This window comes from Streptococcus sp. HMSC073D05 (assembly GCF_001812015.1).
GTDB lineage: Bacteria > Bacillota > Bacilli > Lactobacillales > Streptococcaceae > Streptococcus > Streptococcus parasanguinis_D.
Map to the genome: position 1 here is coordinate 416874 of NZ_KV807489.1, position 21730 is coordinate 438603.

17 protein-coding genes and 2 pseudogenes are annotated in these 21730 nt (G+C 40.9%); all 19 read right to left on the minus strand.

Going from position 1 to position 21730, the window contains the following annotated elements:
• Positions 1 to 126 precede the first annotated feature (126 nt).
• On the minus strand, positions 127 to 666 hold the full coding sequence (locus HMPREF2832_RS05430; RefSeq protein WP_070505878.1) for an NADPH-dependent FMN reductase: 540 nt from the start codon (positions 664 to 666) through the stop codon (positions 127 to 129).
• A gap of 146 nt (positions 667 to 812) precedes the next feature.
• Complete coding sequence (locus HMPREF2832_RS05435; RefSeq protein ID WP_070505879.1) at positions 813 to 1664, minus strand: VOC family protein; 852 nt, start codon at positions 1662 to 1664, stop codon at positions 813 to 815.
• Positions 1665 to 1835: 171 nt separating this feature from the next.
• Positions 1836 to 2099, minus strand: a pseudogene (locus HMPREF2832_RS05440) (HigA family addiction module antitoxin); the annotation flags it as partial.
• Positions 2100 to 2240: 141 nt separating this feature from the next.
• Positions 2241 to 2939, minus strand: a complete 699-nt coding sequence (locus HMPREF2832_RS05445) for a DNA-entry nuclease (RefSeq protein ID WP_070505883.1) — start codon at positions 2937 to 2939, stop codon at positions 2241 to 2243.
• A 25-nt stretch (positions 2940 to 2964) separates the two neighbouring features.
• Positions 2965 to 3186, minus strand: coding sequence for a restriction endonuclease subunit S domain-containing protein (locus HMPREF2832_RS05450; RefSeq protein WP_222566244.1), 222 nt, complete (start codon positions 3184 to 3186; stop codon positions 2965 to 2967).
• A 284-nt stretch (positions 3187 to 3470) separates the two neighbouring features.
• Complete coding sequence (locus HMPREF2832_RS10580) at positions 3471 to 3638, minus strand: helix-turn-helix domain-containing protein (RefSeq protein ID WP_148131351.1); 168 nt, start codon at positions 3636 to 3638, stop codon at positions 3471 to 3473.
• Between the two features lie 241 nt (positions 3639 to 3879).
• The gene (locus HMPREF2832_RS05455) at positions 3880 to 4539 is read right to left on the minus strand and encodes a phospholipase D-like domain-containing protein (protein WP_070505886.1); all 660 of its coding nucleotides are present in this window, start codon (positions 4537 to 4539) and stop codon (positions 3880 to 3882) included.
• Positions 4521 to 6278 (minus strand): DUF1998 domain-containing protein, encoded by a 1758-nt coding sequence (gene drmB / locus HMPREF2832_RS05460; RefSeq protein WP_070505888.1) that lies wholly within the window; start codon positions 6276 to 6278, stop codon positions 4521 to 4523. The genes HMPREF2832_RS05455 and drmB overlap by 19 nt, the downstream gene beginning before the upstream one ends.
• Before the next feature lies 1 nt (position 6279).
• On the minus strand, positions 6280 to 9609 hold the full coding sequence (gene drmA / locus HMPREF2832_RS05465; protein ID WP_070505890.1) for a DISARM system helicase DrmA: 3330 nt from the start codon (positions 9607 to 9609) through the stop codon (positions 6280 to 6282).
• A 3-nt stretch (positions 9610 to 9612) separates the two neighbouring features.
• On the minus strand, positions 9613 to 12279 hold the full coding sequence (locus tag HMPREF2832_RS05470; RefSeq protein ID WP_070505892.1) for a DEAD/DEAH box helicase: 2667 nt from the start codon (positions 12277 to 12279) through the stop codon (positions 9613 to 9615).
• Positions 12280 to 13893: a site-specific DNA-methyltransferase gene (locus HMPREF2832_RS05475; RefSeq protein WP_070505893.1), complete on the minus strand. Its 1614-nt coding sequence runs from the start codon at positions 13891 to 13893 to the stop codon at positions 12280 to 12282.
• A gap of 19 nt (positions 13894 to 13912) precedes the next feature.
• The gene (drmD, locus tag HMPREF2832_RS05480) at positions 13913 to 16522 is read right to left on the minus strand and encodes a DISARM system SNF2-like helicase DrmD (RefSeq protein ID WP_222566242.1); all 2610 of its coding nucleotides are present in this window, start codon (positions 16520 to 16522) and stop codon (positions 13913 to 13915) included.
• 23 nt (positions 16523 to 16545) lie between these two features.
• Positions 16546 to 17820 (minus strand): DNA cytosine methyltransferase, encoded by a 1275-nt coding sequence (locus HMPREF2832_RS05485; RefSeq protein WP_070505895.1) that lies wholly within the window; start codon positions 17818 to 17820, stop codon positions 16546 to 16548.
• Positions 17821 to 17841: 21 nt separating this feature from the next.
• Positions 17842 to 18069: a helix-turn-helix domain-containing protein gene (locus HMPREF2832_RS05490; protein ID WP_070505896.1), complete on the minus strand. Its 228-nt coding sequence runs from the start codon at positions 18067 to 18069 to the stop codon at positions 17842 to 17844.
• Between the two features lie 380 nt (positions 18070 to 18449).
• Complete coding sequence (locus tag HMPREF2832_RS05495) at positions 18450 to 19436, minus strand: hypothetical protein (protein ID WP_070505898.1); 987 nt, start codon at positions 19434 to 19436, stop codon at positions 18450 to 18452.
• A gap of 232 nt (positions 19437 to 19668) precedes the next feature.
• Positions 19669 to 19953 carry a TnpV protein gene (locus tag HMPREF2832_RS09845; RefSeq protein ID WP_261674221.1) on the minus strand — a complete coding sequence of 95 codons (285 nt, stop codon included), beginning with the start codon at positions 19951 to 19953 and terminating at the stop codon, positions 19669 to 19671.
• Positions 19954 to 20073: 120 nt separating this feature from the next.
• A pseudogene (locus tag HMPREF2832_RS09850) lies at positions 20074 to 20688 on the minus strand (type I restriction endonuclease); the annotation flags it as partial.
• Positions 20689 to 20885: 197 nt separating this feature from the next.
• On the minus strand, positions 20886 to 21251 hold the full coding sequence (locus tag HMPREF2832_RS05510) for a TIGR02328 family protein (RefSeq protein ID WP_070505904.1): 366 nt from the start codon (positions 21249 to 21251) through the stop codon (positions 20886 to 20888).
• Positions 21252 to 21629, minus strand: coding sequence for a YbgA family protein (locus tag HMPREF2832_RS05515; RefSeq protein ID WP_061590979.1), 378 nt, complete (start codon positions 21627 to 21629; stop codon positions 21252 to 21254).
• Positions 21630 to 21730: the final 101 nt, after the last annotated feature.

The following is a 21730-nucleotide window of genomic DNA, read 5'->3' on the forward strand; positions in this document are numbered from 1 at the left end:
CACTATTCTCACGGCGGAAAGTTTTAAATCTCCTTAAATGACTAAAAATAGAAGTCATTATTTGGAAGAATCATCTAGATACTAATTTTTCTACATTCTATGCTGGAACCTAAGTTTCAGCTTTTATTATGCTTCCAATAAAGCTTGGGCTTGTTTTTCCAATCCTTCGATGGCTTCGTCTGTCAAGACCAATTCACCTGTTTCCCAGGCTTCTGGGTTAACGGTTGTTCCTGTGAAGTCTCCCACTACTTGGGTACGAACGAATGGTAAGAGGGCTTGGTAAGCCGCAAACATTGGCTCGTGTCCTGCATTAGCGACTGAAGAGACGGTTACGATCTTATCTTGAAGGGCGGATGGGCCACGAGTTTCTGATAGGTCAAGCGCACGGCTTAGCCAATCGATCAAGTTTTTCACCACACCTGGAATGGCAAAGTTATAGACTGGTGAGAAGATCCAGATGGCATCTGCAGCAAGGACAGCATCACGCGCCGCCTGCACTGCTGGCAAGGTTGGCGTTTCCAAATCTTGATTCATCATTGGGATGTCCTTGTAGTCCAAGTAAGTTACAGTTGCTTTTCCTTCAAGAAGACTTTCTGCTTTCTGAGCCATTTGGTGGTTAAAAGATCCTTGACGAAGAGATCCGACGATAAATAAAATGTTTTTCATAGATGTTTCCTCTTTCTGTTGTAAGTTTATTTATTACAAAAACCATTATACACGACTCAGATGTAATGTCAAAAATTACATCTCAAAATATCACTAATTTTACTATTTTTATTTTTTCTCTCAAAAAGACAAATTTATCAAGGTTTCTAACCCTTTCTGACACGGGTCACAATCCCATCTGGGTCTGTAAACTCGAGCTCGAATGAGGTCAACCAGGTGACAGGTGCCACCTGCTCTTTTGCTCGCTCTGCGATGGCAACCAAGTCTTCTTTCTTTTCTACTTGGACGACATAATAAGCAAGACCAGGAAGCTGGGCTTCCCGTTTGGCCAAGTGCTTGCCGGCCCATTCATTGACTGCTAAGTGATGGTGGTAGTCTCCAGAAGCAATCCAGCTGGCTGATGGAAGAGTAAACTTATCCGAGAATTCCAGCACCTTTTGGTAAAAGGCGGAGGTAGCTCGGCTATCCCTTACAGAGAGGTGGATATGTCCCATGCGGGTATCGGGCGCTATCTGGAAGGGCTCTACCTTGCGCCCCATTTCATAGATTTCTTGAGCAGAAAGTTCCTCTGTCACTCCGATGATGCGACCATCCTCACGGATATCCCACTCCGCCACTGGCTTATCCCGGTAGAGCTCGATGCCATTGCCCTCTGGATCCTCGAGATAGAGGGCTTCACTGTAGCCATGGTCTGCAGCCCCGACAAAGGGAACGTTCAGCTCAGCTATATGCTTGAAGACATCCGCCAAGTCCTCCCGACTAGGTAAGAGAATGGCCATGTGATAAAGACCAAAGCTAGCTTTAACGGCTTCAGTTCGATCCGTTTGGATGAGATGGACTAAGGGCTTGCCTCCAGCCCCAAGAAGGACTTCCTCCTCGGTCTGAGACAGAATCTCCAAGCCCAAAATTTGGGTGTAAAAAGCAGTCTGGTGCGCCAAATCCTTCACATTGAGCGCAGCTTCTGCCAGGTAAATCTTGCTATTGTAGGCGTATGTCATAGGTGTCTCCTTTTCAGTTTCGTTTTGTTGTAACTTTTTATATTACATCATTATACACTCTTTTTCCAAAGAAGCAAGAAAAACAACTTGACAAAAAACCCTCCTTAGAAAACTAAGGAGGGATATATTAGTAAAGATATAAAAAAGGACGTATTATTAAAATGCATGTGTAACTTTCGCCACTTTCCTATCATAGGAAGCTTGTAAATTAAGCCAAGTTTTCATCGAAATATTAGTAAGCTTCTCTAACTTCTGAGCAATATCATTACTAATCGACTCCTCACCATTCACTAATTTATTGATAGTCTTTGGTGATACTCCAAATTCCTCCGCAAATTCTTTTGGGGTCATCTGATAATCTTCAATTAGCTCTCCAATATATTGACCTGGATGTAAAGCAATTACGTCTTTGTATTCAACAATTTTCATACTCATAGTGATTACTGACCTACTCTATTTTTAGGAATTTAAATTTTATCAGACTAGAAAGAAGGCTCGTCGTTATAACTCTTGGAAAAATAATTAATTTAAAAAGATATGACTTTCACATTCAAAAAGCAAAGCATTTGCAGAGGATTACTTTTTCGGTTTAAAAGTACATTTTTTATAATCAATTAAAATATTAGGATCGATATTCGGAAGAAAGACGTTGAATAATGATCTTTCTTTCGTCACTGCTTGCAAGTGAACTCCAATCGGAATCACATCAGCCTTATTTCGATAAATGGGACGAGAATCTATACATACTGAACAATTCTTTACAGTTTTTTTGATTATATCTTCAAAACGCCATTGACAGCATGGATTTCTCCCATTATCATTTTCGTTACTCCACTTTGTCTGAATAAACTGAGACTTTTTTCCTCGATTACTTTTATCAGACATTTTCTTATCTCCACCAAATGTTGAAGCAATAAGATGCCCTCTACGAAAATATTTATCATAATCAGGAGTTCTTTTTAATTTATTCCAATATGAAGGAGTAACCTTACCACTTCTCGGATAACTTACATCACCTTGTTTGATAAAATATCTTGCTCCAGATGGTCTATCTTGATTATCTGTCGAGTGTTCTTTAATATAACCTGTTTCTTCTTCTCTTTCTTTTGGAAAACTAATCTCTGCGATATTATTATTTACAACAAAATAGTTTAATTCATTTTTTGTTGAAGAGAAGTTTCTACAGTATCTAATTTTTAATTTCTCTTCAGAAACTTTTTTATTTAAATGTTTTTTTCTTACTCTGAGAAGTTTTAAAATCTTTTTCTCTTCCATAAAAATCTCCTCTTGATTGTTTCCCTTACTCCACCTTCACCTGCCCGTTCATTAGCATTGGTAAGAGCCAATCGCGAAGTTGGGTGAGTTGTTTATTCTCTTCAACTAAATTAAGTTGCTGTTTATCAAGCACTTCTAATTTTTGATTAATTTCAAATAATAATTTCAACGGAATTTCAGGGACTACAATTTTGTTCATATTTTCTTGATTAATTTTCATTTGAATTGAACCTGTTTTAATTTTCATAACCGAAACATCCTTCAATAGCATTATAAGGAGTTTACAACTATGATTCTTAATTGGTTCTAGCACATGAGCATGGCAGACCGAACAATCCTTGTTCGTGACCAACCATACTACATTGTACGGTCGCATTTTTTAGTTTGTGACAGCTCCTTCGCTTCCGCCTGTGCCTCAGCAATCATAGCAATAACAGCTTTTTCATATCAGGGCTAAGGTTCCTCCAATCGGAAATGAGTTTACGCTCTTCCAGTGAAAAATCCTTTGTTCGCAGATCATCACAGAAAAACTCAGCAACCTAAAGCACAACAGCTTTCAATCGTAGAAACTGTTGTTTTGTTACCACGCTTCATCATGCTTGAGATCGTGGATTGAGACAAGTCTGCTTCTTTTGCGAGCTGATATTTTGACCACCTGTGTTCATCGAGAAGCTCCGAAATACGGGCTATCAAATCCATATCATTCACCACCTCACTACACTATAATTTTATACCAAAACTACGCAGTAGCGTTAGTACGAATAGGCTGTATAGTATTACCGTGTATTTGCGTATTATTCGGTATAAAGTGTAACGAAGTTTATCATTCGGTCGTAATAGAAATGATTGTTCTGTTTTCCTCCATTTTCCAGCAAAATATAATACCGCTGCTCAAGTATTGAAATACCTGTGCGGCGGCATCCTCATCTGAAACTGGTTGCTATATTTTCTTCACAACCTTAGTGAAAACCAGATGAGTGAAAATATCATCAACTTGCTTGGCGATTTCCCTTGAATCCACAAGTGTACCAAGCTCAATATTTCCTTCTTGTCCGTGATAGGATAAGTTTGCTGATGTAATTAGTGTTTGTTGTTCATCAACTGAAATCACCTTTGCGTGTAAAGCAGCCATAGAATCATTACTTCCCGCAAAATTGTATATATGCAAAAATCTTCCTTTGTACCGGCAAAGTTTATCTAAGCCTTTTTGGCCCTCGATGTTATTCACAAAGAATTTCACATAAACACCCTTTTGGCTTTTCTCAATAAGGACATCAACAAGGTCAGCAAAGTATCCGGACAGCGAATATCCCGTAATCAAAACACTTCGTTTTGCTCCCCGGATCATCCCTTCAACAGTGTTCTTTGTTGATTTTGCTCTTACAGAAAAAGATGGAGGTACCGTAGTTACTAATGAAGCAGTTACAGCCTTTTCTTCGGCAGAGGCCGCTGTAACTAATTGATATATCTCTTCTGCTTGTTTCTGAGACAAAGAAGAGTATCGTTTCATTATTTGCGGAATAGCTTGTTTTGTATTCGCGATTCTGTCCGCTTCAATTTGACCAAGTAAAATATCTAAATTCACATTTCCAGTTGACATAGCTCACACACCAACTTTCTGAAATACGACTCTCGTTCGCGACTTGCAACGGGGACTACCAAGCCACGATCAAGCATACGGTTTCCATTTTCACAGGCTGTTTCAGAAATCATACAACAGGAATGGCAGGCTGCTCCGTTAAGATTATTTCCAGCCGGAGCATTGCTCATACATTCTGGATCATTAGTGCAGAGAAGTGCCTCTTGGAATGCATCTTTCATTAAAGGAACTAATTTCCCAATGTTACCAAGCTCTACTAAACCTCCTAATGAGCCTTCCTTATCTGCGCTTCCTGTATACAGAAGAATTCCAGTCATTTTTTCACTAAAGTAGATTCTTTCTCGTATTGCCGAAGATGAATATCCAGATGCCATCGACATTTGCTTAATTAGCAAATGCGCGAAAGTGTGCATTAAAACATAGGTTGCATTTCTCTTTACATTTAATGTCCAACCTTTAGCATTGCAGAACTCTTCATAGCACTCTTCGTATCTCTGGGAAAGTGCCTTTACTGACGGAATACCAAGCCACTTCTCTAATGTCTCTTTATTAAACTCGACGAAAACACCTTCGCCATTGACCTCGGCCGCCGGCAACCATTTTTCACTCTTTCCTTTATTAAGATAAACAACATTAGCTTGGACATCTGCATCCGGATCAGGTGCATCTACACGAGTGAATCCAAGTAATACTTTCACTTCACGAAGGCGAGTGATTCTGATAACCCTACTAAAATAGGGTTTCAGATATGCTGGCAAACTGTCCTCCTCTGCTTTGAAATGTTTTTTATTAGAAGCATAAGCAGGATCATTATGATGAGTGATAGCATCATACTCCATCTGCTTAATTTCTTTGAACTCTGTTATATTACTCAATCTACGAGTTAGGGCTTCATCAAACTCCGCGCGAGTATAATTTTCAGCAAAATACTTTTTATATGCGACAGTTACACCATCATCTCCCATTACATCCTTCAAAAGTTCAATATCATGAAGATGTTCATCAACTAAATTGTATAAAGGATTAACCCACGGCGGAATAGAAATAGCACTCCTGCTTACAGAGAAATAGACATTTGATGCACCTCTCTGTGATGGGATTACCTTTTTACCACATCTTTCATTTCTTGATCTCGGACGAAAAGGATGATGACCCGTACAGCGCAACTCGCTAAAGTTATCTTCTTGCGTAGCTCCACTCATGCTTCTTTTAGCACCACACAGTTCACACTCAACCCACATATCCGCAAGTGTCGAAGTATTTCCTATCGAGTACATTTTTAACTTTCCTTTGCAGTTGGTCGTGCCGCGATGAACCCACCAACTCCACGGAAAATCATCCATGTGTCCATTTTCGCAAATAGTAATAAATCGAGACGGATATGAAGGCTTGTGGCAATCCGGGCAAGTAACTCCAAACCTCAAATACCTTTCCAAATCAAAGTTGTCCCGTGCATCGAAAAGCCGACCACACTTCAAATTTGAACACACATGAATGGAGGGGAAGGAAATTACCGGCACATCACCAGAGTATGAAGTTCGAGGCATATAAAAGCAGTCAACGCCAAGATAAGAAGCCAATCTTCCGTCTATAATTTTCTTGCCCTTTTCTTTCCAATAGTTAATATCAAGTACCGTTACCGAATCCTTAACAGCATCAACAATCGCACCTGGACCGAATGTTGTAATAATTTGGTTAGGGCGCAATTCACCCAATTTATTGTTATCGTATCCTGCCATCTTACTCCTCCGTGTAATAGAACATATTTGCCACGTTTTCCACTTCACGCATAGAGCTTAGTGTAGCCTTCTCAGTATCCTTACATGACTGTCCATAATAATTCATAAGGCGGTTATATTTATCAGTTCCATAAACATAGTATCGCAAAGGTTTGCCTTGTGCTGCCAGCATCTTCCACCAATCAATAAACTGGTCAATTTCATTCTTTGCATCCAGTCTTACTTCTGGTTTAACTATATTCAATCGATTAAGAATTAAAGTCTTTATCTCGGACATTTGTATATCGGAAAGAGCAGCAATATCAGCAGCACCCTCATTAGATGCCATGTCTGGATATTTTAACCGAATTGCAGAAATTATTAGAGCGTGCATTACGCGGTCTCTTGCTCTTGCAGAGAACGGGGTTGCTGTTGTACCTTCAACAAACCTATATAGCTGCGAATGATAGCCCGTAAAATTCTCATAATGCGACAAATCGCGAGGACGATATGGGTTATAAAGCGTAAAGACAAGTCCTGGGAAAGCACGACCAATTCGGCTTGTTGCTTGAATATATTCAGAATTTTGCTTCGGCTGTCCGGTTACGACCATTAGCCCAAGACGGTCAACATCCATACCGACCGCTATCATATTGGTTGCAACGGCTGTATCAAGACAATCCCTTGAATCACAGGTAGCTTCCAACTGTCTTAATTTATTCGGAATCTCGTAGGAGGACATTCTGGAAGTTATCTCAACCTTCTTGTTTAGATAACGAACCTTATCCATATTGTATTTCGTTTTAATACGATAGATTCGTTTCGGAATGTCGTCTTGTAACAAGCGTACTGCACCGCCAAGTTCTCGAATACTGTTGTAATATCCCACCAAGGAATAATACGGATCAATCACATCCTTGTATTCATCCTTCTGAGCAAGTTGATAAGAAGTCTGAAGAATGATTGCATACATTCTTAACAGTGTAGTCTTTACGGATTGACCTGGTGCGCATACTCCAACATACTTTCGGAATGGGTCATCTTTAGTGGATATTTCATTGATGAAGAAACTGTCACCGATTTCAAAACCGTTAGGAGGAAACTGTGCAGTTGATTTTCGTGCATAAAGGCACCTTGTCTGCTCCGATGCGTTTTTAATGGTGGCAGTTGAGACCACATACTTCGGTTTAATCTTCTTATCGCCATAAGTACACATATCCTCAATAATAGTTTCGTATGCACCATAAACCGTCCCAAGAGGTCCAGTGATCAAATGAAGCTCATCTTGAATGATTAGCTCAGGCGGAAGAAACGGTCGAATCGGATTTAATGTTGAAGTGGGAAGTTCTTGCGTCCTATTGTGTCGTTTATGTTCTTCACCAATGGCAACATAACCATCACGGCTGCAAACCCTATCAACTCTTCCAAACAACGCATTTGTCTTAACATCCCAAGGAAGGCGGGCAAATTTATCAACGGTAGACAAAATAATTGTCGGACATTTCGCATAGATTTCCTCATCAACAAGATACACCGGAATCTTAATGCGATCCTGTTTGTACTTATAGAACATACAATTTCTATCTGCACAATAAATAGCAACAGATTTTCTGTCAGGGTCAATATAAAACTCATCTTCCGTAAGTGGTTTTCCGCAAAACGGGCAAGTCAACAGCTGCTTATAAAGCAGATTGCGTTTCCTTTTTGCCTCGCCTAGCTTATCAGCTTTTTCTACTAGTTCATCAAATTTGTTAGGTGTTACACCGCCACCTACCCAGAAACCAATACTAATAGGTTCCTTTCCATACTTAGGATATGTTTTTTGACGAATAAGTTCAGCGGCAACAACCATTTTCGTAATTCGATCTCTCTGCTGTGTCGTCAAAAGGCGTAGCGTATAGCGGAGCATTACGGTTACTCCACCATCAGCGTTATACTCAGATGCTTCAGAGGCGCGCAATCTTCGATTAGCAATCACAAACGCCATTAAGCCCAAATATGCCTCAGTTTTACCACCACCAGTCGGAAAATACAGTAAATCGACTACATCCCGGTCTTTATGTTCTGGATTAACAATTCCACTCAAATTCATTAGTATGAACGCAATCTGGAATGGTCTCCAACCAAAATCTGTATCAGGCTTTCTTGGGTCTACAAAATCTCTAAAGTTGCATTCTATGCCAGCGCCATGCTTTTTAGAATAGCTCATGATATTTCTCTGAAGTAACATAGAGCGATTCATAAAGCAAAATGCCTCGAAAGCAACTTCATCATTTGTAATCAGTGCAATGCCTTCACGGATTCTATCCAGAGCTTCACTACAATGGGAAATTACTTTTCCGCCAATTTCATCTTTGAAATCGGCATTTGTCATCTTATCATCCGAAATAAGTTTTTCCTGAATCCATTTTTCATAAGAATCAGCCAAGACATTTAATCTCTCAAAGATACCTTCCTTGTTTTTGGGATTGGACATGAATCTCATTGAGAAAAAGAACTTATCGAAGCCCTTCAATGCAGCACTTACACCAGGGAACTCATATTCTGGGATAAAATCCGATTTCACCCAAGATGTTCTACCGTCTACTTCATCATTCCATGTTGCAGAACAGTTTCTACCACGACCTAAAATAGGACGCTGTTCGAAATAGAACTCATCTTCTGCAAGTACATCACGGCAAATATTCTCCGCAAAGAATACTCTTTCTCCATTTTTCAAATATGCTTTAAGCTCAACCTGGAACATCATTGATTCAACTTCGTTTTCGGAATTTTTCCGCCTATTCATGACATACGCAGTTACCAAGGAATATCCCGTTTTCAAAGGAATCCTAGAAATATGGACGATGATATTGGAATCTTCCTGAAGACGAATTTCTGTGTTTTTTTCAAACGAATCGAAATCAACAACGATTGTAGATACCATTGGCTGTCGGGTATAACTGGCATGGTTAAACTCCTTGCCATCTTTTCCAACCCGCTTCTCAACCGAACGAACATAGTCGCCCCATTTTACATCAATATTGATTGCTTTCGTAGATGAAGCAATATAGAAGCTTATACCGATTGAAGTTGGTAACTTGAAGCTGGTGGTCATTATGGGTTCATTATCATCATCCTCGCCGGCGGTATAATCCTCAGAATCCCCATACGCAATGTCAGAATCCACCTCTTGCTCTCCAGCAGTGGAAGATTCTCTTTCTTCGATCTGGGAAGCAAGCATTCCGATAATATATGAGCTTTTGGGGTTTTCATCCAATATCTCATTCTCGGACTGAGGCCCCATCAAATCAGTTCTAAGTGCGTTGATAATCTCTTGCCGCACTTCTGAATACTTAAATCTATCCGGCATAGTTTATCCCTCCTCGATCTTATGAGCTGTACCTAAAGTGTACTTGCAGGTATTACCAAGCTTAATGTTGTCATCAGAAATCAAACGATACTCCCACATTTTATGGTCTGGGTCAACCGTAGATGCAAAGTGGCACCATTTGATTCCTTCGCGAGCTTTCGCAACCACATCATCTGCCGTCACTTCGTTAGAAGCCTTTACCTCTACCATAAATTTACCGCTCGTCGTTTCTACTAAGAAATCAGGATTGTACTGTTGACCAGCTTGCCAAAAAAGCCCCAACTGATTCAGCGGTGGTTTAATCCAGCGGATTACATCTGGATCTTCTTCAAGAATGATAGAAAACAAGCGTTCGGTGTCGCTATCAAAAGAATTTTCGGTATAGTAGGCTTTTTTGTAACCTGTGAACAAGTATTTCTTTATGTTCGACTTATCGGTAAACGTCTTGTCAAAATGAACACGACCATCCTTTTTAACATTCTTGACAAACTTGCGGAACAGAATCAAGTCTTTCTGAACAATATGGATGTCCTCCGTCTTGCGTTCAGTATGTTCAAAAATCTGTTTTCTAATATCAGATACAATCAAAGACGCATAACGACGAACGATTTTCCGTTTATCCTCTTCATCACCTTCAATCTGAGCAAGATACTGCTCTACCACATCAATGATAAAATCCGCATCTTCATAGGACAGTTCGCTAATCGAGTCAAGAAGCATACAAGCCAGTGTATTCAGAGCATCATCAATCTCCAGAATCTGCGCGTCAACGGCAGTTAGAAGCTGCTGATTTATAGCATCAAATCTTTCGATTTTTGCCATAGCAACCTCAAAATCCGGTATTGTTCTCTTGACTGCAAACCGCTTGAATTTCACTTCAGATGTCGTCTGAACCAAGATTTTCGGAACAGAGATTGCTTTGCCAGAGTATTCTTTGATTTTCTGAATAAACTCATCCTTTGAAAGTGACTTCTTTCCTTTACTGGTGGTTGAGGTTGTCTCCGTTGTCTCCAATGTTTCCGGTGTTCCGTCATTCTTCTTATCAGGTTCACCAGTCCCCACATTGAAAAGCAGATCCAATGTCATCTGCACATTTCCGGAAGAATCTGCTTCTTTCTTCTTCGTAGATCCAAAAGCCTTCAGATAAGCTGTATAAAGGTCCTGCTGTGTTTGGGTATTGGTGCTGATTTCGGCAAATGATTTTACACCTGTATCGGTTACAGCAAAATCAAAAATATTAAGCTGGCCTTCATCAACAGGACTGCTGATGTCTACGGTGTCCGAAGGTTCAACCACAGTTTTGTCCAAATCACGATATTTGAAAATATCACTGTTTTTTATTTCATCAACCAACTCGCGGTAATGATCATGGGCAACAATATCCAAGGTATCAATATCCTCATTACCGGTAGCCTGTCCAAAAGGTAGACGAAGTCCTCTACCAATAGTTTGCATTGCCAAGATGTCACTCTTTGCCGCATTCAAAGGAATGATGGTAAATAGGTTGTTGACATCCCAACCTTCTTTCAGCTTATAGACATGAAGGACAATCTCGACAGGATTTTGTGCGTTTTCAATCGAAAGCAGCAGTCGAATATTTTCCTCTGATTCATCACCTTTCATATTGGAATGAATCTCGATTACTTCCCCCTTATATTTGCCTTTCAAGAAGTTATCACTATCAATCAAAGCTCGGACTTCTTTAGCATGGTTTGTGTCGCGGCAAGCAATCAAAACGATGGGTTTTACATACGGTAATGCATTATCATCACAGAACTGGCGAATGACACCTTTACGATGTTCGTGAAGCATCAATCCATCACGGATTTTCATCTCCTCGATGTCCTCAGCGCTATAACCCGCCATGTTCGATCTTCCCATCACCACAGGTGTTTTCAGATAACCCTCTACGGCTCCTCTAGCAAGATCATAAGCGTAGATTACATTATTGGTAGACTTAGGTGTTGCAGTATACTCCAAACCAAGCACAGGCTTCAAGAAATTTATTGCCTTCATAGAAGCAGGCGCATAGTAACGGTGTGCTTCATCCATACAAATTACCAGGTCGTCAAAACTGGACAACACCTCAGCAAATGACATACCAAGAGTTTCCTTGAATTTATGGAAATTAAACTGAGAGTCCGTCTTACTATTGAAAATCTTTCCGATGTTAAAGATGAACAGCTCAATCTCAGAGCCTTTTTCAAACTGAAGACTCATCTGCTCATATCTAACAGGATAAGAATCATAATTCTCACCATCATAAACCTTTGGACGCCCCATCTCCGCCTCTAATCCCTTAAAGATATACTTCGGGTGATTGGGGTTCGATTCTTTCCGCAGTTTTTCGTAGATTGTATTTCCCGGTGCCAGAATGAAGAAGTGACGATACCCCTTTGTCTTATAGAGGTAATACATACAAGCTCCCATCAAACGAGTCTTACCAATACCCGTTGCCATGGCATAACAGAAAGACGGGAAATCGAACTTATCATCAACCTTGATTTTACGTTGTTTCTCACAATGTTCCGTTGCCACAGCTTCAATCTCTACCTTGCTGTCCTTTTTATAATCACAGTGAGTACTGATTGCATCCAGATAGGAAAGAGCTTCCTGCTGGGGTTTTCGCAGGCTCATGGCATATCCAATTTTTGTTACAATATCAGCCATTTATCGAACCTCACTTTCAAATGTACACTTATCCAGTAAATCTTTCGGAATACGCTTCACTTCAATATTATCCGGTAGTCTCAAATCAGATTGTACCTTTGTACTATATATTAACAACGACTGATTCTCACCGAGGGTCGTTGCGATAGAGCGAATATATTCACCGTTCACAAACTCCTTCGTAATATGAATAAACCGTTTCTCTGACGAATGTCCGTGATACACACCGTCCGGTTTATATTTGAATCCTTCAATCTTACAAATAGCTTCACAAAGCATCTCAAATGTGTACTCTGGGTTAATCTGATAAACCGGCAAACGCTGATTTTTAACCAACAAGCTTGGAGCAAGTTCGTAAAAATGATAGCCACCGCCACCTTGCCAGTTCTCATTTTTTGAAATACCCGTCTTATCACCGTTGATTACATTGTCAATTCTTGTTTTGCATAGCGTATAAGCGTGGTCTCCAATCTCCACTCCAATCCACTTGCGGCTCATTTTATGTGCGGTAGCAATCGTTGAACCACTTCCCAAGAATGAATCTAATATCCAGTCTCCTTCGTTGGAAAAATACCTTATAATCATTTCGATAAGTGCTTCGGGTTTCTTACCTCCACGAAATTCGACTCCACCCTCATGTCTACAGTTACCAAAATTGCCAGCCATGTCATAGAATCCGTTTATCGGTTTCTTTCTTTTAACTTCTTCACTTTCAAGTTTCTCAATGGGAACACCTTGATAATACTTACCCTTAGTTGCTCCTGCTCTTTTGGGGCCTGTAAAATAGCGATAATCATATCGGTCGTCTCCTATTCCATAGATTTTATACATGACACCATATCCATCCGTCTTATAGCGTCCGGTAAGATAATCTCTAAAGAAACGTCCTGAAGAATTACCATCTAAGATAGTGCCAGTTGCCCATATTTCCTTTAAGCCATACTCATCGCCAACAGCCTTTTTCACTATTTTGTACTCATCAGAATTGAATACAATAGCCTTTTTCCCGCCAATCACTTCTTCATGTCCTTTTCCAGTTTCTTTAACTTCATAGATAAACTTTTCAAATCCGACTTCATCATAATCAAAGTTTGGAACAGCGCCATAGCATTTTCTATAGACAAGAATTTGTTCAATTTCCTTATGAAAATCCATATCAGATTTCAATGTTTTATCGGGATAACGCACACGAATATAAAGCGTAGTCAAATAGTTATTGCGTCCAAAAATCTCATCAAGTAAAACCTTGATGTAATGGCTTTCAGAATCATCAATCTGACAACACAAGAAACCATCATCTGACAACAACTCTCTTAAAAGAATCAATCGCTGTTTCATCAGTGAAAGCCAGATGCTATGTTCCAAATTATCATCATAATGTTCAAATGCACTTCCCGTATTATAGGGCGGATCTATATAGACACACTTTATCCTCCCAGCAAAATCCTGTTGAAGTGCTTGCAACGCAATTAAATTATCTCCATGGATTAGCATATTTTCACTTCGAGGGTCTCCATATGATTTCTCGCGATTCTCCATCAAAATACGAGGTTCGATTACTTTATCATCATATTTTCCGACCCAGGTCAGTTCCAGTTTTCCCTTGTGTTTCATTCCTGTGTCTCCTTATCTGTTAGAACTTTAGCACGACATTGACAAGCAAAATCGGCTGTATATCAAATTGCTGGTTAAACTCAGCAATTTCCCTTTTGGCCTCTTCTTGGATGGAGTAGACTTTCTGATGAAATGCTGTTTGAACCTTCTGAAGTTGTTTCTTCTTTTCGTCAACTTTTTTGCGAATATCAACCTTCTCCAAAAAATCCTTTGCAGCGGTTGCTTCAGCAGACAACTCATCAACTTCTGCATTCATCTCCGCAATCTGGATATTCAACTGTTCTCTTTGAATATCAACCCAGTTTTCCACCTTGCGTTTGTTATACTCCATCAGCGGCTTGGATGTCTCCTGATACTTAGATAACATTTCTTGAACCAGTGTGTCATAAATACTCCTGTATGAAGCCATCTCTTCGTCAGTAGGTTTGAAGTATCTGACATCATCGTCATCCACAGTCTCAAGTGCCTGAACAATATCATCTTCCGTAAAGTCGATATATCGCCCTTGTTCATCGCAAAGAAGAAGAACCGGGAAAAGCATCTCATTATTGGAGTTACAAAATGCACCGACAAACAATATCCCATGTGAACCGAAAGTTTTTTCACCCCAGTTATCAATTTTCCAGTAGCTCAAGTTGCCTTCCAGATCAGGTTCTGCCACCTGAGACCAAAAATCGACTTGTTGTAAATACTGATCAATATCGTTCTTTGTCTTTTCCAAAGCGGCGCCCTTTGCTGTATCGCTTTCTGTCATCAAAATAGAACGGAGTTGAACAGCTTTCTTGTTACGTTTTGCATCAAGCTGTCTATCTAATCTATCAAATGCTTTTTTGAATTCTGCCCTTGTTCCACAATTCTGATAAATATCAAGAATTGTTTTTTCAAAACTTGTTCCTGATTCTAAAGTACCAAGAGCAATATCGGAGGCACCAAATACGCCATCAAATAGTTCAAACTTCTTGGAAAGAATTTCGTAAACACGGCGATCTGCTTCGTTGCCCGTGTTCAGAAGGTTGATAGCAACAACATCATGTTTTTGCCCATAACGATGGCAACGGCCAATTCTCTGCTCAATTTTCTGCGGATTCCATGGAAGGTCATAGTTTATAACAGTGTTACAAAACTGTAAGTTCAAACCTTCTGAACCGGCATCTGTTACGATGAGAATTTTGGAGTGTTCCTTGAAGTAATCGACAATGGCGTGTTTATACTCAACACTACGGCCATAGTTCGTCTTACCAAAATTCTTTACCTGCCATGCACGGTATATTTCTTTTGTCATAGCATCATTAAAGTCGCCATTAAACAACAGAATATCATCTTCCTCGAATCCGTCTTTGCGCAACTCAGTGGCAATGTATTTTTGAGTTCGCTTTGATTCCGTGAATACAACAACCTTTTGAGGAATATTCTGCTTTCCTTGATATTCAAAAGCTGTATGAATCGCGGTTTTCAAAGCTTTAATCTTCGCATTGCTTTGAATGCGGCTTGCCGTCTCGATGATTGCATCAACCTCGTCCATTTCCGCCTGGATCTGCTGTTTTTGAAACAATGTGTCCTCATCATCAATTTCTTCAAAACCGGATTCGTCAATTTCAGCCTCTACAAAATCCCAGAATAGATTGAACCCATCTTGGGCATTTGCTGACTTTGTACCCTCATATAACTTTTGAAGTCTATTCTTTAATACCTCAAATGTTTCAATCAGAGCATAGCTCGATGAGGCAAGCAACTTACGGATAACCAATACTATAAGTCCCTTATTTGCGTTAGGAATCGAGTATAGGACATCCCTTTTCAGAAAGTTATTTACTCTCATGTATAGTTCAACTTCATCAGGAGAAAGCACGAAGTCAATCATTCTACATTCCCTCTTTTTGAAGTCCATATATTTTCCAACATCCCGTCGAAGTGTTCGGTATAGAACCGGGATAAGTTCTCTTTTTAATTCTGTATAATCTTGCCCCTCAATAAATCTTTTGTTAAAAACCTTCTCGCTCCCAAAAATCCGAGGATCAATGAACGAAATCAGCCCATGAAGATCAGATAGCGAGTTCTGCAACGGCGTGGCTGTAAGCAATATTTTGGGAATGCCTTTTGAAAGATCATACAGCCGTTTTGCTCTTTTCGTTCCGTGAAATACATTGCGTAGGTTATGAGCCTCATCAATGATAATGAAATCCCACTTCACATTAGGAAATCGCTGCATCAATTTTGAAGAATAGTCATAAGAAGTAATTACAATTCTGACCTTATCTCTGTTTTCCAAGCAAGACTTCCAAAAGTTCAAATTACTCTCCACCGTATGACGATCTAATATTGTTGCCTTGAGACTAAATTTCTCTTCAAGTTCAACTTCCCATTGTTTGCGGAGGGTTGCCGGAAGTGCAATTAAAACCCGCTTTGCTCCCGAATCCAAAACATACTTTAGTGTAAGACCTGCTTCTATGGTTTTTCCAAGACCAACTTCGTCAGCAAGGACAATACCGCCTGTTTTTAGAGCTTGAATTGCAGCACAAAACGCATTGATCTGATGGGGATTGATCTCAATTTTCGTGTTCAACAAGCATCGAAACGGAGATTCCTCCAATTCCGCTTTTTTGAATTTTCCGTATTGTTCTAAAAGCAAGTTGCCCTCCATCATCATCACCCCTATCTGTGTTCCAATTGTTCAGCTATCCCCAACGCTATCCCTTTTGCCATAAGTGGAGGAACGGCATTACCGACTTGAACAAATTGCGCTGTTCTGGAGCCTTCAAAAAAATAACTATCAGGGAATGATTGGATACGAGCAGCTTCACGCACGGTAATGGAACGGTGCTGTTCTATATCTGGATGAATAAAATAGTGTCCATCCTTTGAAAGATGTGCAAGCACAGTGTGACAACAAGACTCATCACCCTCAACAACCTTAAAGCGATCTACAAAGGAATGTCTATTCTTGTGCGTTTTTAATTCTTCAGGCAAGTCGTTGTAATTAAGGCGCCTGTGTCCATCATTCCATAGATCTATTGCCCGTTTGTATATTTCAATATCACGGTCTTTATTAGGACGGCTCTTATGAAGCGTGAGAACATCATCCACTGTCCTAACTTCTGTATCAGATACACACTTGCTCCATGTTTTAGTTCTGTATTCGGATGCTCCAAGACCTGGCTTCAATTTGGGAAGATCGGCCAGTAAATCGTTCACAGTAAACGAGCTTTCCTTTTTCAAAAAATCCGGATATGCCATACCGCTGTTTTTTAGCCAACCAATAATTATCATTCGACGACGATTCTGCAAAACCCCGAAATGCTTAGAATTTTGTTCACGCCACTCAATCTCATAGCCAACTCTGCGAAGATACTTTGTCAAATTCTTAAAGGTTGCTCCCTCGTTTGCCGATGAGATACCCATTACATTTTCAAAAACAAACATTCTGGGTTGATAGCGCTTCAAAACTCTCGCGTACAGTTTATATAGCTCGTTTCTTGGATCTTCGGACATAGGATGATTCATGTGACTACTCTGTGCGCGTCCAACAAGAGAATATGCTTGGCAAGGAGGCCCACCAATTACCACATCTACACTTTGAATGTTTCGAATTTTCATAATTCCGTCTATTGTCTTAAAAATGCCAGGGAGAGTAGTATCTGACATTGTCTCGCATATCACGGTTTTCTTAATACGATTAGGAATCTTCTGCAAAAACTCTTCTTGTGTTATCTCCCCACGCAAGTATTGATAATAAATGTCCAACTGCTTAGCTTGCTTTAGATAATAATACGAACTTCTTGTGACCAGTGTTTGAGCCGCAAAAGGATTCATTTCTACATGAGCAATAGGATTGAAACCTGCTTGAATAAATCCTTCAGACAGCCCACCAGCTCCTGCAAACAAATCTATAAAATTGTACTTGCCCTCGCCGGGGATTCTACTTGGCATAACAATTCTCCTACTCCTTCTTTATTTCTCTCGCTCAAAAGCAAGCCAACTACTCTCAAGCGGTTCGTAGTCAGCATTATATTTGGTACAAAATTCTTTTATTTGTCGCATGGTAGACATATTGGGTTTGCTTTTTCCTGTCTCCCAACGGCTCACCGTTGTTAAATTCACATTAAGTTCTTTTGCAAATGCCTCTTGTGAGTAGAATAGGCGTTGCCTCGTCTGTTTAATATTTTCTGCAAATGTCATATTCATCGTCTCCTTGGCTCTGAATGTATATAACTACTGCATTATTTTAGCACAAATTAGGCGTTTTGTCAACAAGAGTCAAGGTTGTCGAAAGGGGAATTACAGCATCTTTTCTTTCTTTGGCAAGCAATGCCTTTGTATATACAAAGGCACAAAAACAAAAGGAACCCGCTTTCGCGGATTCCTATGTTTTCTGCTTGTTGAGGCATAGCCTCAAACCCCATTAAACGAAGATTGCATCTTCGGCGGCGCACTGTTCCAGCGCTTATTTTTCTTCATGCTAACGCTCCTTCTGCTGTTCTGCTCTCACATTTTCTATACCAAACAGACCGACAAGGTTCCCTAGATAAGTCAGCTGATCGCGATATTCCAATTTTGCTTTATAGTATTCCGGGTATGCTGCCTTTTTCTCGCATAGCAGTTGAGTGTACTCCGCCCGAAGCTCTTTCAAAGACGTCAATTTCTTTTTGTATGTGCCGACTGTTTTTACCGGAATCATCCGATGGCAAAAGCTCGTCAAATGCCTTTTTCGATTTCTTACAGAGTTCCATATCATCGGCGTGTTCCGTATAATACTTCTTAGAATAGCCTGACTTACGATAGCCGGCATACACTTCCTTGGTCTTGAGGTAATTCGTGATATGCGTCTGGAGAACAGCAATTTCCTTCATGCGATGCTCGGCACTGACAATATTTGTCTGCAAGCTGTCTCGCCTCACCTTCACTTCCTCCACAGATTCACAAAATGAAGAAAAATCATCTACGGCACTAAAACCGTGCTGTTGATAATACAGAAGTGCTTTTGGCTGCTGTTTTGTGATTTGATTCTGAATAGACAGGTCATAGACTGCATTCCACAGGAGATTGATTTTGTAATAATGGAAACGGAGACTGGAAGAATCCTCACTATAATCCAAGGCAAAGCGGGCAAATTCCGTTTGAAGTGTTTTCTGGAAATCAGGGTCAGTCATCATATCGGCAAGAGCCTCCGTTGCCGCAGGATAGCCCACTGGGAGATTTTCTAAACAGGACAGATAACCGGCTTCCACACCGGTCTCACTACGGTCATGGTAGAGGAATAAAAGGCTCTGAGCCACTTGCGAACGTACCTGTCTGTCTGCTTCAGCAATCTCTACATTGCTGACAAAAATTCCTTCTTCAAGTAGTTCACCAATACACTTTGCGGCATCTTCCCAAGAAATCACCTGAGCATCCGCATGAAATCTGGCATCGCGTCCTTTACAGATATGGATACCATTTGTATCGCTCCAAGCTGCATAATCGCCATGATCGCCCTTGATACCATAGCCGCCATGAAACTCATGCTGTAACAACCCAGCAATGTCAGCAACCATTTTCTGCTTCATAAAGGCATCCGCAATTTGCTGTCTGGCATTATCGGTATTACTGCCAAAGCGGAGTATATCATCCACTTCTGCATGGGATACAAAAAAGCGGATTGCACTGGCTGAGTGCGATCCGCTTCATCAATCCGGGTGATTTGCTCTTGTTCTGTCGGGAACAACATATCCAGTGTAAGCTGTTGGAATGTGGCAATTTCCGGTTCCGTATTCTGTTGTAAGGAAGGTTCCAATTCGCTTAGTTGAACACCAACTCCGTCATCAAGATTTCCTCTGCCTGTGTTTTCAGATTGTTCATCATTCCTGCGCAAGTCATCGGGTCTCTGCGTTTCAGTTCCTCTGTCACGCCCGCCTGCTGTGCCATCTCCGGCATCATCTCGTCCAGTCTCCGGTGCGCCATTTCGTCGATTTCCCTCAGATGCTGAAACAGCTGTTCCGTCAGAATCAGCTGATTCCAGAGAATCGAACGATGTTCTTTCAGATAATGTTTGCGCATCTGTCCGTACTTCCCGATGGGTTTCACTTCCTGTTCTGTCAGCTTGATGTTCGGGATCAGATAATCCCCGTTCTGTGTAGGTCAGTTCCATGTTCATTGCTCCTTTCCGCGATTCGTTTGCGCTCATAATTTCTGATTGTCGCTCCAATTTCCCGAAGCAGCTGCTGATTGATACTGTTGCCCTTGACCATTGATGTATGGCAAGTTATCAGACAGAGCTATCAACTGGGTGATGTTGTTAAAACGACGGAACTTACGATTTTCAAAACGGTATCTGGTTCTGTCTTGCTCGGACTGTATCCCAGTCTTCCCATCGCGGATAGCATTGGGCTGTTTCACTTCGATATAAGAAAGAGGCAGACCATTGACAAACACTACGATATCAGGACGGAAATCATCCTGACCATTTTGGCAAGTAACTTCAAGTGCCAGATGGAAGGTATTGGCTTCAGGATTTTCTCAGTCAATATAAATGGCATCTTCCTAACCCTGCAGACGTTTAAAGAAAGAACGTCCCAAATCGTTTTGATCTAGTTCCAACTTGATATTGGCTAGTTCTCTCTCAAAGGTATCCTCTGTCAAGTAGTTGTTAAATTTTAAAAATTGCTCCTTAAAAACAGATACAAGGATGTTGGTATCTTGATCTCTTTCTGCAATCTCCTTCCCATTGCGAGGAAGATAGGTATAGCCCATACGCATGAGATGCAGAGCTGCCGGGATTTGAACCCTGGTTAGTTCAGAAAAATCTTTTTGTCTTTTCATATCATCATCCTATTTAAGCTGTGCGACTCCGATCTTTCAATCTCAAGTTCTGGAGTTGCTACTGCCTTCATCCGTTTATCCTTTTCCTGTACATAATCTCCTATTATTATAGCATGTTTGGGAAAGAAATTAACGCTTTCAAAGCATTTTGTTGGGATTTGGCGCAAAAAAACGAACCTGGTTTGGTTCGTTTTTTCTTAGTCTAATTGAATCCCTTTTTCTGCTAGATTGTCCAGGCATTCTTGGAGGTAAGTGTCCTGATGCTCAGGATAGATGGGAGTGCTCAAGGCTTCCTCTTCCAGCTCTGGATAAGCTGGGCAGGTCTTACCTCGGTAGGTCGGCTCCCACCACTCTGGGCTGACCTTGTAGCCACGAGCGGTCATCTCCTCCATGATCAGGCGGTGATAGGCATAGAGACGATAAGGCGAGTAATCAAAGACATAGTTGACCGTTGCGTGCTTCTTTCCCCAGCCATTGCCTCGAAGGGCGCAACATTCCCGGTGTTGGCCTAGAAGCTGGGGTCGAGGTAGTTTGGGAATCAAGTCTTGGTGCCACAGTCTCATCTATTGACCTCCTAGTAGTGTTGACTCTTGCAAGTAGCGATTGGGATAGCGCTCAAGGAGCGTTTGGATCCCCTTGATGAGATCCTCTTGGCTAGCTTGGCCATGCTGGTATCTCTCAAGTAGCAACATGAAGTCGGCCTTTTCCTCAGGAGTCGCCTGCTTTTTGAAATAGCCCCAGATATGCTGGAAGGCATTGGATACCTGACCACGATTTTCCGGCAAGGCTAGCGCTTGCTGGATCAGGTCCTCGACGTGGCTGACCTCCACCTGGTCTTGCTTGAGGTATTCCCGGATCTCCTTGTAGATATTGCTGGAATGGCTCAGCACCAGGTACTTATTTTTCGCCCATAGGACTTGGCAGTGATGTTTTTGATCCACTCGTGTCTCCTTTTGATCTTCTCTATGAATAGTCCTCCCATTATACCATGGAAATGAGTGAAGTTATAAAAAAGAGGCTGGGACAAAAGTCCTGGCCTCTC